The sequence below is a fragment of the Paenibacillus litoralis genome (genome assembly GCF_046244365.1).
Classification (GTDB): domain Bacteria; phylum Bacillota; class Bacilli; order Paenibacillales; family NBRC-103111; genus Paenibacillus_V.
In genome coordinates this window covers 7,695,920-7,710,154 of sequence record NZ_CP176395.1, presented here as the reverse complement: position 1 = coordinate 7,710,154, position 14,235 = coordinate 7,695,920, and the positions used below count along the sequence as shown (strand labels likewise).

12 protein-coding genes are annotated in these 14,235 nt (G+C 44.0%); 10 read left to right on the top strand and 2 right to left on the bottom strand.

Annotated features, from left to right (window positions below):
- The first annotated feature begins 24 nt into the window (after positions 1-24).
- Positions 25-663: an amino acid ABC transporter permease gene (locus ACKGJP_RS32415; protein ID WP_409342863.1), complete on the top strand. Its 639-nt coding sequence runs from the start codon at positions 25-27 to the stop codon at positions 661-663.
- Between the two features lie 14 nt (positions 664-677).
- Positions 678-1,427 carry an amino acid ABC transporter ATP-binding protein gene (locus ACKGJP_RS32410; protein WP_409342862.1) on the top strand — a complete coding sequence of 250 codons (750 nt, stop codon included), beginning with the start codon at positions 678-680 and terminating at the stop codon, positions 1,425-1,427.
- A 92-nt stretch (positions 1,428-1,519) separates the two neighbouring features.
- On the opposite strand, the gene ACKGJP_RS32405 is transcribed toward ACKGJP_RS32410, so the two are convergent.
- Positions 1,520-1,867, bottom strand: coding sequence for a YheC/YheD family protein (locus tag ACKGJP_RS32405; protein WP_409347314.1), 348 nt, complete (start codon positions 1,865-1,867; stop codon positions 1,520-1,522).
- Positions 1,868-2,193: 326 nt separating this feature from the next.
- Between ACKGJP_RS32405 and ACKGJP_RS32400 the strand changes: the two genes are divergently transcribed.
- From ACKGJP_RS32400 to ACKGJP_RS32390, 3 genes are read left to right on the top strand one after another with little or no spacing between them, the layout of a single operon-like run.
- Positions 2,194-3,303: a DUF262 domain-containing protein gene (locus ACKGJP_RS32400; protein WP_409342861.1), complete on the top strand. Its 1,110-nt coding sequence runs from the start codon at positions 2,194-2,196 to the stop codon at positions 3,301-3,303.
- Position 3,304: 1 nt separating this feature from the next.
- On the top strand, positions 3,305-4,423 hold the full coding sequence (locus ACKGJP_RS32395) for an AAA family ATPase (protein WP_409342860.1): 1,119 nt from the start codon (positions 3,305-3,307) through the stop codon (positions 4,421-4,423).
- The gene (locus ACKGJP_RS32390) at positions 4,420-5,304 is read left to right on the top strand and encodes a hypothetical protein (protein WP_409342859.1); all 885 of its coding nucleotides are present in this window, start codon (positions 4,420-4,422) and stop codon (positions 5,302-5,304) included. Before ACKGJP_RS32395 ends, ACKGJP_RS32390 begins: the two co-directional genes overlap by 4 nt.
- A 315-nt stretch (positions 5,305-5,619) precedes the next feature.
- Here ACKGJP_RS32390 and ACKGJP_RS32385 read toward each other — a convergent pair whose 3' ends face one another.
- The gene (locus tag ACKGJP_RS32385; RefSeq protein ID WP_409342858.1) at positions 5,620-5,850 is read right to left on the bottom strand and encodes a helix-turn-helix domain-containing protein; all 231 of its coding nucleotides are present in this window, start codon (positions 5,848-5,850) and stop codon (positions 5,620-5,622) included.
- Positions 5,851-5,952: 102 nt separating this feature from the next.
- Between ACKGJP_RS32385 and ACKGJP_RS32380 the strand changes: the two genes are divergently transcribed.
- The 5 genes from ACKGJP_RS32380 to ACKGJP_RS32360 all read left to right on the top strand — a co-directional run bounded on the left by ACKGJP_RS32380 (position 5,953) and on the right by ACKGJP_RS32360 (position 14,128).
- Positions 5,953-6,240, top strand: coding sequence for a hypothetical protein (locus tag ACKGJP_RS32380; protein WP_409342857.1), 288 nt, complete (start codon positions 5,953-5,955; stop codon positions 6,238-6,240).
- Between the two features lie 137 nt (positions 6,241-6,377).
- On the top strand, positions 6,378-8,600 hold the full coding sequence (locus ACKGJP_RS32375) for an MrcB family domain-containing protein (protein WP_409342856.1): 2,223 nt from the start codon (positions 6,378-6,380) through the stop codon (positions 8,598-8,600).
- Positions 8,569-10,986, top strand: coding sequence for a DUF2357 domain-containing protein (locus tag ACKGJP_RS32370; protein ID WP_409342855.1), 2,418 nt, complete (start codon positions 8,569-8,571; stop codon positions 10,984-10,986). The genes ACKGJP_RS32375 and ACKGJP_RS32370 overlap by 32 nt, the downstream gene beginning before the upstream one ends.
- Positions 10,987-11,057: 71 nt before the next feature.
- Positions 11,058-11,327 carry a hypothetical protein gene (locus tag ACKGJP_RS32365; protein WP_409342854.1) on the top strand — a complete coding sequence of 90 codons (270 nt, stop codon included), beginning with the start codon at positions 11,058-11,060 and terminating at the stop codon, positions 11,325-11,327.
- Between the two features lie 713 nt (positions 11,328-12,040).
- A complete protein-coding gene (locus ACKGJP_RS32360) occupies positions 12,041-14,128 on the top strand; it encodes a TerD family protein (RefSeq protein WP_409342853.1) in 2,088 nt (695 codons plus the stop codon).
- Positions 14,129-14,235 lie beyond the last annotated feature (107 nt).

Here is a 14,235-nt window from a genome sequence, read left to right as displayed (position 1 = left end):
TTTTGTTTTTGGGGGTATTTTTTGATGTCAGCTGATTCTTTCACTTCGATAGTCATCCCTATGCTGGAAGGGGCTCAAATGACGGTCCTTTTGTTTTTAATTGCCATTGTGGTGTCCATCCCGTTAGGTTTTGTCCTTACATTAGCGGTGAAAAGCAGTAACCGACCGATTGCGTGGCTGGCTCATACGTATATTTATATCATGCGCGGAACGCCGCTTTTGCTGCAATTGCTCGTGATTTGCTTTGGACTTCCCATGCTGCCGGGGGTCAGACAATTTTTGGTGCTGGACCGATTTACCGCTGCCTGTTTAGGTTTTACTCTGAACTATGCCGCTTTTTTTGCCGAAATTTTTAGAGGCGGTTTGCTTGCGATTGATAAAGGCCAATATGAGGCTTCGCAGGTGTTAGGTTTTAGCAAATGGCAGACCATGACCCGAATCATCCTGCCTCAAATGTTTCGAGTCGTCTTGCCTGCGGTATCCAATGAGTCGATTACGCTGATTAAAGATACTGCGCTGCTTTATGCTGTTGCCGTTCAGACGGCGGTCAATCGTGACTTCACCATTATGCCTTTCTTTTACGCGGGCATTATTTATTTGATCATGACACTTCTGCTAACGGTGTTTTTTAAATGGCTGGAGCGAAGATTTAAATTTGAATAAAAGGGATGGCGCGTGTGGCAATCATTGAAGTTGCTAACCTCAGTAAGTCATATGGCGTGTTGAGTGTGCTGAAGCAAATGACGTTTCAAGTGGAAAAGAAAGATGTTGTTGCAATCATTGGTCCTTCGGGTTCCGGCAAAAGTACGATGCTCCGAAGTCTTATTCAGCTTGAGCAGATTAATGGCGGCACGATTCACGTAGCAGGAGAGGTTTTGGTCAAAGATGGAATCTACGTCAAGCCCTCTGAAATCAAACGGATCACCAAGATGGGGATGGTGTTCCAACATTTTAATTTGTTTCCTCACCTTACGGTGAGAGAAAATTTGGAGCTGGCTCCGCGAATCGTTAAAGGTGAGCCGGTGGCGGGATTTCGCAAACGAAGCTTGGAATTATTGGAGAAGGTTGGACTCTCCGCGCGGGCATCGGATTATCCGGCAAAGCTTTCAGGGGGCCAGAAGCAGAGGGGCGCGATTGCCCGAGCACTCATGATGAATCCCGAAATCCTGTTGTTCGATGAACCTACCTCCGCCCTCGACCCTGAGTTGACGGGAGAGGTGATGCAGGTGATGAAGAACCTCGCAGAGGAACACATGACGATGATCGTCGTGACCCATGAAATGGGCTTCGCCAGAGAAGTCGCGAATCGGGTCATGTTTATCGATAAAGGGGAAATCGTTGAATCTGGTCCTCCGCAGCAGCTTTTTACAAATCCGAAGTTTGATCGGACGAAAGTTTTCTTGAATGTTGGTTTAGCACAGCAGTGATGGGGAGAAATACCAAATCCACAAAAACGAAAAGGAGCCTGCCAACGTTGGTAGGCTTTTTTTTGCGCGAAAGTGCCGGCGGGCCAAAGATCTTACTTCTTCCTTCCATATTGCTTGGTGTAGAACATAATGCGGCGATACATGCTTTTGTCCCTAAAATATTTCAACGGATAGAACTGGGGTCTCGTATTCACCTCGAGAATCCAGGCTCTTCCTTTTTTGTCCAAGGTAACGTCGAGGCCAAGCTCCCGAAATCCTTTTTTACGCCCGTTGAATAGCCGTCCGACCGATTTTCCGAGATTCTTCAGTTCCGCCTCAATCCGTACGATATCGCTATTGCCGAATCCTGCTCCGGACAACGTTTGCCGGAAATACCTCAGCTGGCCGCCTTGGTGATAGTTTGTCGCGACTTTAGCCGGCTTGCCTATTTTCGTGAAGATCGCCGTACTCTCTCAGACGCCTTTGTTCGTTTTTTGGACCATGACGCGGATGTCAAAAGGCTTTCCGTTCGTGGAAGCAATTTTAAATCGAATAATTAGCGCTCGAACCCACGCCTTCATCACTGGGTTACTTTTCGTTTACAAAATAATTCTTTAATAGTCTAACTTTAGCTTTACTATGTCTTGCTTCATTTGAAGCAAGTTGAAATAATTCATTTGAAATGTACTGATTTGTAAAGGTGCTTTTCTCAAAACAGCTTATACTAATGTAATTTAAATAAAATACCCAATATGTTACAATGATTTAAATAAAGGGGGGATGAATTTTGGCAGACTACTTTATTGATAAGTATCGGGATTCTAATGATCATTTCTCTGATGAACCTTTTGATATAGATCAAATTCGTGTTAACCTGAGAATGGTTTCAGTAATGCAGATTATAAACATGATTAAAGAGAGTTCTATAAATCTGTATCCAGATTTTCAAAGACATTATGTTTGGAAAGAACCAGAACGAAAATCTTTACTTATTGAGTCACTAATGCTTTTGTACCCTCTACCCATATTTTATGCTGCTGAAAATCAAAGTGCTGAATGGGAAATTGTAGATGGATTGCAGCGTTTATCAACTATATATGAATTTATTAATGATGGGTTTACTTTAAAAGGGCTACAATACTTATGGAAATGTGAAGGATATAGGTTTAATGAACTTCCTTTAAAATATAAGCAACGTATATATAATGCTAATCTTACATTTAATGTAATTGACTCACGGACACCAGTACAAGCAAAATTCGATTTGTTTAGAAGGCTTAATACTGGAGGGATACCTCTTAATTCCCAAGAGATAAGAAATTCAATAGCAAATAACAATGTTCGTAGATTTCTTGTAAATCTTGTGAATGATCCTAATTTTCAATACATAACTAATTATAGGGAAGACCCCCGAATGTTACTCCAAGAATTAGTCTTAAGATTCTGTGCATTTTATGATGCGTATGACCGGAATGATGGCACGATTTCCAGTTATAGAAGATTAGAAGAATTTTTAGACCAGTTTTTTGAGAAGTTGCTTAATATGCAGGAGAACGGTTTACATATTTACGAAACTGCTTTCAAAAAATCAATGCAGAATTCGAGGATCTTGTTTGAGAATCTGGCATTTCGACGTATACATCCGAATGAACTCGATACAACAAGGGCTCGAAATAAACCACTAAATAAAACCCTATTTACATCTCTGAGTGTTGAGCTAGCGTATTATGATATAGAAAGTGTAAGGAATGTAGGAAATACTGTATTAAGGAAACTCGCAGATACTTGTTATCAAAATATCGAATTTGCTCAAACCTTAAACAGATCTACTGCAAGCGTATCAAGTATTAATATACAATTTAAAACTATTCGCAGTATGTTAAAGGAGGTACTTTAATATGTTAAATTCAGTTAATATTGAGAATTTTAAATGTTTCATAGATAAAAAAATTAACTTAAAGCCAGTCACTGTTTTAGTAGGGGCTAACGGAAGTGGAAAGTCAAGTGTAGTTCAAGCCCTTTTATTAGCACGTGAAGCAATTGAACAAGAAAGAATATCTAGTGGAGTTGGACAAGAATTAGACATCTCAATAAACGGCCCTTTCATGTTACAGATGGGGCAAGCATCAAGTGTTTTTGCCAACCCTTCAATACCAAAAATAAAAGTAACATTAGAGGATACTAATGAAATCACAAAGGAATTCTCTTTTACTTTTGATGGAAGGGATGCATCACATTTATTAAAAGGCATGATCGGTTCCAGTAATGAAGATCATTTATCAGGAGAGTTTCAATATCTACATGCCGAAAGATTAGGCCCAAGAAAATCCTTGGATATGCCATCAAGTTCATGGATAGATATCGGATGTCAAGGTGAGTTCGTCTATCATTCTATATACTTAGCTGATACGATGAAGACTTTAGTACATGATGCTCTTAGACAAAATGAAAGTTCAACTAAGTTTTCTCATCAAGTAGAATCATGGATGCAGTTTTTGTTTCCGCATTTGAAGTTTCAATACGAAACTGTTAACGATTTAAATAAATTGACAATGAAGTTTAGTAATGCAGCAGCTGATACAAGGTATTGTTCTCCTCCCAACACTGGATTCGGAATCAGTTACACTTTACCGATAGTTACTGCAGGGTTAAAACTCTCTACTGGAACTAACCCTGTTCTTATTGTGGAGAACCCAGAAGCGCATTTACATCCTATGGGGCAGTCTAGGATAGGTCGATACTTGGCATTGCTATCTTTAGCAGGTGTACAAGTGATCGTTGAAACACATAGTGAACACGTCATTAATGGGATACGTATTTTTATGGCGCGTTCAGGTCGCGCAAAAGATCTAGGCATCCAATATTTTTCACAAGATGATGAGGGTATTCGTATTGAGTTACTGGAACTTAAGGAAAATGGGGAGTTAACTGATTGGCCAGTAGGTTTCTTTGATCAAGAACAAAATGATTTGAAGGAACTTATGTTCTTGAAAAGAGAGAAGGGGAGTGCAAGATGAGTCTCGTACTCTGTCTTCAAAATGACTCGTTTTTACTTGCAGGTGAACAGGAAGATTTACATAACAGATTAGAAATTATTCAAGAAGTCGCTGAACACGCAAAAATTGCTGGTGATCGTGTTTATTACAATCAAGATATCTACAACATTCAATTTGAGGGTGTCACACTTCTTTGTGATTGGCTATATGATACACAGACCAGCAGGATGCGTGATGAACAGCGGTTATTGAGTTTGATAATTAATACTTCTGAGGAAGTTGATAATAATGAACTTCAAACATTTTTAACAAAAATAGAAAGTTTCGAAGGTAGTCGTGAGTTTAGTTTCCTTTGTCTTTATAGAACAGATGAATCGTACTATTATATCTATGATCTTGAGGATCTACACGTAAGACGTAGAATTTATCTTTATGATGAAGATGATAAAATGGCTTTTTTAAATGCAGCAAGATTTTGTTTTCCTAACTTACATTTCCATGAGCATGTTGAAAAATCTTTAGATACTCTAAGCGCACCTCTTAGGGAGTATAATAGAGAAATAATACGTCATTTATCTGCTTTAAATGATCAGTTTCCCGGAATTTATAGAGAGTATAAGGGAAGACAATTAGGTGAAGTTTTAAAAGTATTCTCAACTACTTCAGAGATAGCATGTACGCTCGAAGGTGATAGTGACTCTGCCAAAAGACGGTTTTCGTTTGAGTTTACGAAAACTTCTGGAGGAAAAATAGTACTTGTTTGTGAGCCACATACCAAGCTAGAAGGGACTGGTAGTAGCGGAGATACTAAATACCGATTTGATCGTATTTATTTTTTCCAAGGTGAGCCTAGCATACATGATGGAAAAATATTAGTTGCACATATTGGTGAACATCTATAAAATTGAAATGATTTTTGAAATGATTTAAGTGATTCGGCTTTCCGCGACACATTGAAAATGAAATGCCTTCATTTTCATGAAATCGCTCAAACCCTTGCCATATAAGGCTTTACACCATGATTTTCCTTATCGCTCAAACCCTAAAAAATCACCAAAATCCCCGAATCCACGCCCCGTTGGCGGGGTTCATTTTCTATATATCTTCTTATGGCCTGATTGACTACTACAAATATTTTTTGAGCAGTGTACGATTTATAAGGATGCAGAGTATACTCCAAACCCTGAAGATACACTTAAGCAACATAATGTCATGTTTCACTTACTCTGGTCTATTACGTTAACCAAATCAATAATCTCTCGAATATCAGAGATATCTAATGCCTCCGCAATCTTCTCTATATGACTGAAGTTAATGTTTTCCCGTTTACCACTAGATAGCTCACTCAATGCAGCATGTCGCACATCTGCTAGCCGAGATAGCTCTCTAAGAGATATACTGTGTTTCTTCGTCAACTCATTTATCTTTACGATTACTTTCTTCGCCATTTGATCACCAACTGATTCATTATAGGATCTTGACTATACGCAATAACGTACCATATACTAATTTCAGTATTGGTACGTTATTGCGTATCGATTCAACATTTTATGAATCAGGATGGTGGAATCGTTGGGAGCGATATGGTCAACAAATATGAACAATTGGTTCTTGAAGAAGATATCCTCATCCAAAGAATTGCAACCTGTGAAGAATGCGTAAACGCGATCTTGGCGTATATTTTGAAGAATAGTCAGTCCATTCACTTGATCACTGCAGAGGATATCATAAACGCTGTTCATTTGATTGGAAAAGACCTGCAAACGGAGCTTCTGCATTTACGGCTTGAGAAGAGCATTCTAGCTGGGAAGATGGAATTAGAGCATCGTTTTCGTTAGTAACAAAAGGAAATCTGTCAACTCCTGTCGAATTCCAAAGAGCGGAAATTAACCGCTCTTTTTATTTTGCCTACTTACATAATTGGAAAAATCTCATATTAATACCGTAAATACTTACCTAACTTGGGGGTAGTACCATGGCGTTACCTATACAGCTGCAGGACATTTTTAAAATTAAACAAAAGTCCTATAAGATGGTCGTCATCCTGTCCTTATTAGAGGAGCAGGCTATTTCATCTAAGAATGAGGTATCCCTGCCTAGTGTTAGGGAGCGTTTTTTAGCTCACTATAGGAAGCGCGAGATGGAAGGAAAGACTGGTGACCAACCTCCGGGCAATTTAAAAAATTGGGAAAAGATATACGGTGGGCAGCTTAAGATGATTATGATGACACCGTTCCAAGTTCTTGAAAATATCCTTGAAATCAATTCTCCCAATCAAACGGTAGGGTTTAAGGACCAGCTATGGAGAGAAATGAACCCGATTGTCATTGAGGAACTTCGGTTATATGCACAGACTGAACTGAAAAATTATTATGCCAATCTCAAGTCGTCCGTTTCTTTGAGGACCTACATAGAACAAATTTTTACTCAATATAAGCAAGCTAAGCAGGAGCCTTTTGCTAAACATCCACTGGGGAAACTTGTCCGTCAAACTATTCCACAGGAAATAAAGAGCCTACCGTTCATTGATTCGAACCATAAAGTTCAGGGGTCTGTAGGAAAGGGCAATTGGGCTGACATTCCTTGGATAGCCATTTTGGACAAGCGAATTACAGAAACGACTCAGCGTGGGGAGTACATCGTCTATCTCTTTTCTGAAGATATGACCACTGTTTATTTGACACTTGCTCAAGGAGTAACCGTTCCTAAGCAAGATGGTAAACGAGCAGCATATGAGTACCTTAAGCGAAAAGTTCAGGAATTGCGCGGACTGCTTCCACTTGAGAATATGCAGAAGGATGAAAATATCTTTTTGACTTCTTCAAGTGGTTTGGGGCGGGACTATCAAGTTTCGACAATTGCTTATGTGAAGTATGAACACGATAACTTGCCGGATAACGAGCGGATGATTGAGGATCTACAAAATTTTGTAGAGAACTACAAGCTCTATACACGCACACTCGATGATCTCGTTTCCGAACTAAACCCGGATGATACGTCATCAATTGAAGAGGAGCAAGAGCCTGTGGACATGCGACCTGTTTCTGAAATCATCCAATCCATCAAATCCCACATCCAAAATAAAGGCTTCACCTACCCCGAACACCTGATCGAGAATTTCTACTTGTCGCTCAAAACAAAGCCTTTTGTCATTCTGGCCGGCATCTCGGGAACGGGGAAAACGAAGCTGGTCAAGCTGTTCGCAGACGCGCTCGGTGCGACGGAAGCAAACAAACAGTTTACGCTAATTCCGGTGCGTCCGGATTGGAGCGATCCCTCGGATCTGATCGGGTATAAGGATCTGTCGAATGTTTTTCGTCCAGGGAAGTTGACGGAGGTGCTTGTGGAGGCTTCCAAAAGGGAGAACAGCAGCAAGCCATTTTTCATTTGCTTGGATGAAATGAACTTGGCTCGAGTCGAGCATTATTTTAGCGATATGCTTAGTATTCTCGAAACGCAGCGGTGGGTCGATGGCCGGATAGAGACGGATACCGTGGTGCCTCAAGAGATATTGGGAACCGCCGCAGGTTTGGGATATAACAAAAGTGTAATTATTCCCGATAATGTGTTTATCATCGGTACGGTGAATATGGATGAGACGACGCATCCTTTTAGCAAAAAGGTGCTCGATCGCGCGAACACGCTCGAGTTTAACTATATCAACCTTCAGGATTATCCTGAACTGAATGCTGAAGCTGAGCCAGAGACATTGGGGCAGGTTCCTTCTTCGTTCTTGCGGGCGGATTATTTGAATCTGCAAGAGGCGTATGCGAATTATACAGAGATTAGTAAACGTACGACGGAGAAGTTGGTTAAGATTAACGATATTTTGGAGGAAATCCACTCCCACATCGGCTTCCGCGTGCGAGACGCGGTTTGTTTCTACATGATCTACAACCAGCGGTTCGGTTTGATGCCGGAGGAGCGGGCGTTTGATCTGCAGCTGCTGCAAAAGATTTTGCCGCGCATTCAAGGGAGCAGTCAGTCGGTGAAGCGGGTGTTGGTGGAACTGATGCTGATGTGCTTGGGCCTGAAGAAAAACGTTGAGGAACTGGTCAACGACGCGTCGGAGCTGTACAAGCCATGGCGGCGGTACGCGGACGCGCCTCAGGCGGTTTATCCGCAAAGCGCCCGCAAAATAGCGTATATGCTGCGGAGGTTGGAGGATGATGGATTCACCTCGTTCTGGATCTCTTAATTCGAGCGTCGAGCTGCTGCGTGTGGAGACGAATCTTTTTGACCTGTATGTGCAAGGCAAGCCGTTTCATCCGACTGTGGAGACGTTGCAACTGCATCGGAACGATACGCAGGATTGGGTGGAAGCGACGCTGGATGTGGTTTCGCACTCGCCGCTGCTGAAGATTGAGTCGGTGCAGGTGTACTCACCCGAGCAAGGGAAGCTGATTGACTCGCGGGCGGAAAAGGTGCTGCCGTGCTTTTATGAAACGCAGACGTACCAGTTGGTCATTGATAGCAAGCAGGACGGCAAGCTGGCGTTTCATCATGATAACGTGTATTTGCGTCAGGCGATTAAGCCGCTGGGCGGGCGCATTTTGTCGGGGATGCTGAATTTTCAGAATGAGGTCGGGTATACCGACTTGGACGTGCTGGTGAACGGGGAGACCGGGCTGCGGGTGCGGCTGGAGATTTTTCCGTCGAAGCTGGATTATAAGCGGGATTATGAGGCGATTTTGGCGGATGTGAATGAGCAGATTTACAATTTGTCGTTCGATTTTCTGCGCAAAACGTATCATTTGACCGGGCTCAAGGAGACGCAGAATCAGAGCTTGACGGAGTTTTTTGCGATTTTGCAGCATGTGTTCCGGCAGATGGTCGGCGCGGTCGAACGGATTCAGCATGCGCCGCATCATCGGCTCTATAAGGAGCAGCGCGTGATGGACAGTGCCAAGGTGAAGCGGGCGGGGAAGGAAAATGTGGCTTTCCTGGCGCGGAATCCGCATGTTTTGGTTCGGGATGCGAAGCATGGGGTCGTGCAGGTGAGGGAGGAGCGTTACCGGCCGACGAAGCTGATCGAGACGAAGCGGAAGCTGGATTATGACACGGGGGAGAATCGTTTTGTCCGCTGGATGCTGGAACGGGTGGATGGGAAGCTGAAGCAGGTTTTGGCGCATCTGGCGAAAAAGGAACGGAGACTTGATCCGCAGCTCGTTGAGAAGATTACGAGGATGCAGACCCAGCTACGCCGTTTGCTGCAGGTGGATTTTGTGCGGGATGCGGGGCCGATGCGGCAGATGTCGGTATCGCTTGTTTTGCAGATGGCGCCGGGCTACCGGGATGTGTACCGGACGTATTTGATGCTGCTGAAGGGGCTGGCGATTCAGAGCGATCTGTACCAGCTGTCGATGAAGGATTTGGCACAGCTCTACGAGTACTGGTGCTTCCTGAAAATCCATCACTTGCTGAGCCAGAAGTATAAGCTGGTCAAGCAGGATGTTATTCGGGTGGACCGTGGCGGACTTTTTGTCACGTTGGATAAGTCGGCTCAAAAGGCCAAGATGGTGTACGAAAACCCGCATAACGGCGAGCGTTTTACGCTCTATTACAACGCCCTTCTCAAAGATTCGCCTACGCTGTCCCAGAGGCCGGATAACGTGCTGACCTTGCGCAAGCAGGATGCGAATCAGCAGCAGCGGGTGTACAAGTATGTTTTTGACGCGAAGTACCGGCTCAATCCGGCGTATGAGGGGACGGCGTATCACGAGAAGTATGACGGGCTGCCGGGGCCGGAGGAGGACGACATCAACACGATGCACCGATACCGGGACGCGATCGTGTACCAGGCGGAGCAGACGAACGAGTATGAGCGGAGCATGTTCGGGGCGTATGTGCTTTTTCCGTATGGGGATGAGGAGCGGTATAAGCAGCATCGGTTCTATAAGAGCATTGAGCTGATCAATATTGGGGCGTTTCCTTTTTTGCCGAATGCGACGGGGCTGATGGAGAAGTTTTTGGATGAGCTGATTTTGGATAGTCCGGAGAAGGCGTTCGAGCGTTCGACGCGGCCTAGCGGGACGAGCGATTACTACGTGAACAAGCTCGGCGGCAAAAATGTGCTGATCGGCTCGCTCCGGGAGCGGTCGCAGTTGGAGCTGGCGAAGAAGCATCTTTTCTACCATATGCCTCTGGAGAATATTACGGATCACAAAGTGCTGACGCAGTTGGAGTACATCGCGATCTACCAGTCGAAAAATTTGTTCGAGGCCGGGCAGCAGGGCGTGTTCCTGTACGGCAAAATTGCGGATTGGCAGGTGCTGCGGCGCGGGCAAATTACGGATCGGCCGGCGAAGGCGGGGACGGAAAACCGGTTGTTCGTGAAGTTCACGATCGAGATGTGGGAGACGCGGAAGACGCCGATCCTGTCGGGCGGGCAAGGCGTGCGGACTTGTCTGTATGCGACGAAGTATATGTTCGACAGGGCGCTCGAAATCGCCGAGCTGAAGCTGGAGACGGACGAACAGCTGCGGGAATGGCGGGAGAAGCGGCGCCTGGGGCGCGTGAAGGTGGAGTTAGATCATGAGCACGTCGACGTGGCGAAGCGGGTGATTGGGATGAGGGTGGAGTAGGGGGGGGCGTATATTACGATGCTATTTTTGTGATATGATTTATTCATCGATTAGGATTGGTGGTGGCTGTAGTGGAAGAAGTTCGTACTAATGAGGACTTAATGGAACAGATTGCAAACATGAATAAAGACAATTCTGTCTGTCAGGTATATATTCCGGGTAAGGGGAAGTTTACGATCGTTCTGCAGGAGGAGGATCGGGATTCCATCGCTGCCGATGTTCGATCTAATCCGAATCTGAAGCAAATGATGAAAGAAAGCTTGGAAGCCTACCATGATGGACGATCCATGTCAACCTCTGAGCTGATGAAGTCCTTATCTCAGAAGGACTTTACAAAATGAAATCTTAAAAAGTTATATGGCCGGAACCTGTTGTTACAAAGCTCCGATCTCTTCGTAGCGAGCACTTCACGCTTGAGGAGACTTATGATTTTATCGTACAGCTTATACTTGAAACAGAAGAGCTACTTTTGAATCCGATTATCGGCCGCACTTATGTCGAGGAATATGGAGAGTATAAAGGGTATTCCCGTGTTGTGATTAGCAAGTTCAGAACGTACTATAGGACATTTGGAACTGACATTGTCGTTATGGCTGTATTGTTTCCAGGTGAATGTTAATAAGCTGCATCTGCCCGCAAAGAATTCATCTTTGCGGGTTTTCTATTTCCTTGAACTTATCGAAGGAGCCAGCACGTGAATAAGTAAAATAAATCCATGGTCGTAATACTTTCACCATGTTCGTGCGCTCCAAAAGATGGGATGATCATACACAAGAGGTCGCGAACGTCAACAACTGCGAATATTGCCTCAAACTCTTCAGGCTATTGCCATCCTTCCTTCTACAACAATCTATGGTGATCTAGGGTGGCAGCTTTCCTGAAGAAACCGATAACCAGGCTATCGCATCTCTTCCTTCTAAGATATCTATTCCGAATTAGAGATGCGAATTTCCTGGTTTCCATTAACAATAGAGAGGAGGCATCTAGGCTGTAATATTCCTTCCTTCGGCTTAAGAATGCGATATAGGGGATATTTCCATCCTAGAGTCTTTTTATGAAAACTGTCATTTATCTCAGAAGAAATAGAAAGCTCATTGTAAAGCCTGGGCAACATGTCCTTCCCACCAAATATATAGCAACGGCAATGAAAAATGTGGAGTACTTAGGTTTTACTTTTTCTAAAGAGCTAATGGAAATGGTTAAAACGATGTCCATTGAAGAGTTTGCGGCGTTATATCGTCAGCTTGTGACGGACCTGAAATCGCTCGTAGGAGCGAATGTCAGCTTCAACCCCATGTATCCCAATTTCCCCGAACAAGTTATGATGGCAAGCGAAGCGGAACTTTACATGAACGCTGTCCTTCACTACATCACGCTCGAGCTGCCCGAACATGCGGTTCTGGAGAGACTCCCCTTATTGGATCAGGATAATCTGCAAATCATTGATTTAGGAAGTGCGGAAGATTTCGATCAAACGATACGTAATCTCATTCAAGCCAAAGGGTCGATCTCCGAAACGGATAAGGAAGATATCGAATGGGTAATCGCAACGTATGAAGATCTTGATACCGTGCTGCCGAATGAGATTCCTTTGAAAGAAAATGTGGGTTTTGTAGTAAGTAGGCTCCTCAAATACGAAAAGGCAAACCTTAAACTCATCGGAAAATACATGAAGACGGCTACGGATGTACTGCGGTTGGCTGTCGCTTTGTCGGATGGGGATATCAGTCTTGCCACAAACACGAAATTCCGAAAATTCAAGCGCGTTGAGAGGCGGTTGCTCTTAGAACTGCTTGAACAATGCGGGAACCTTGTCGAGGATATGCTGCGTCATAAGCATCGGTGGATCCGTCTTGGTGAGATCTTACACCCTGCTGAATATAAGAACCGATTTTTCAATTGCAGAGAAGCGTTTGATGTTCTTCGAAACCATAGACCCTATGAAACGTTCGGCGGAAAGGTTGAGCAGGCGCTGCGCCATAAGAACTCGTTCCTGGCAGCGGAATTATTGAAAAATCGTGCGGGAGAGTTTGCTAGACGATTAGACCATTTGCTAAGAATCAATAAGGATTCCTCCCAAGTTGTGGTGATGTTCGGTGAGGCTGCTAAGCATGTTTCGACTCCAGTGTTATTGCAAGTAATGGCACATTTTAACCATAGGAACGAAAAGCATGAGTTACGGACGTTCTTTCCAAAAGGGAACCTAGCAAAAGCGGTAGCGATTAAGAACACTCTTCCCGATATTGAAGCCAAAGCCTGTGAAGGCATTGTACAAATATGCAGAAGTACGCTAATAAACCGATTCTCGGAGCTTCCTTCGTTAGGGGACGTCTATATCGACGAGAGATTGAGGCATTACTTGATGCCCTTCTCACAAAGGTCGGCGAGTAAGGCACTTCGTACCATCGTTCGAGGCAGCAAGCTTGAGATGCCCGAAGGGGACACGATCCGCTTTTTCTTATGGTGGAAAGAAGGGACTGTAAACGGTAAACATACCGGTAGAGCCGATATAGACTTATCTGCAGTTATGTATGATGAACACTGGCAATATGTCGAGCATATCTCGTACACGAATCTGCGTTCAGTGAAGTATAGAGCCGCTCACAGCGGGGATATTACATCGGCGCCACATGGAGCTTGTGAGTTTATAGATATTGATATTCCTTCCGTTGTTAACTATGGCGGGCGATATATTGTAGCTTCGCTACATTCGTTTACCGGGCAAGCTTATTGTAATCTGCCTGAATGTTTTGCTGGTTGGATGATGAGGAAGCGCCCCAATTCCGGAGAGACATTCGAGCCCTCGTCCGTGGTGGATAAAATAGATATGGCTGCGGACACCCAAATCGCTATTCCGGTCATTTTGGATTTGGCGGAGCGAACGATTATTTGGACGGACTTGGCGTTAAAAAGCCATCCTAACTATTACAACAATGTAGAAGGGAACCAGAGGGGGATGGTGCTGATGGGAAAAGCAATGACCTCATTAACGAAGCCTAACCTGTATGAGTTATTCATGCTTCATGCTGCTGCCAGAGGTCGATTAGTGGAAAGCGCCGACATGGCCCAAACGGTTTTTTCGCTTCATAAAGGAATTACGCCCTTTGACATCAGTAGAATCATGTCTGAATTCATTGCTTGATGGAGGCGGTTTTATACGGAGAGGGAACGTGAGTTTGGATTAAAGGCCGATTCCAAGAAAATGACCATCGCGTTCTAGAGATATCATAAAATCATAAGAAATGTACG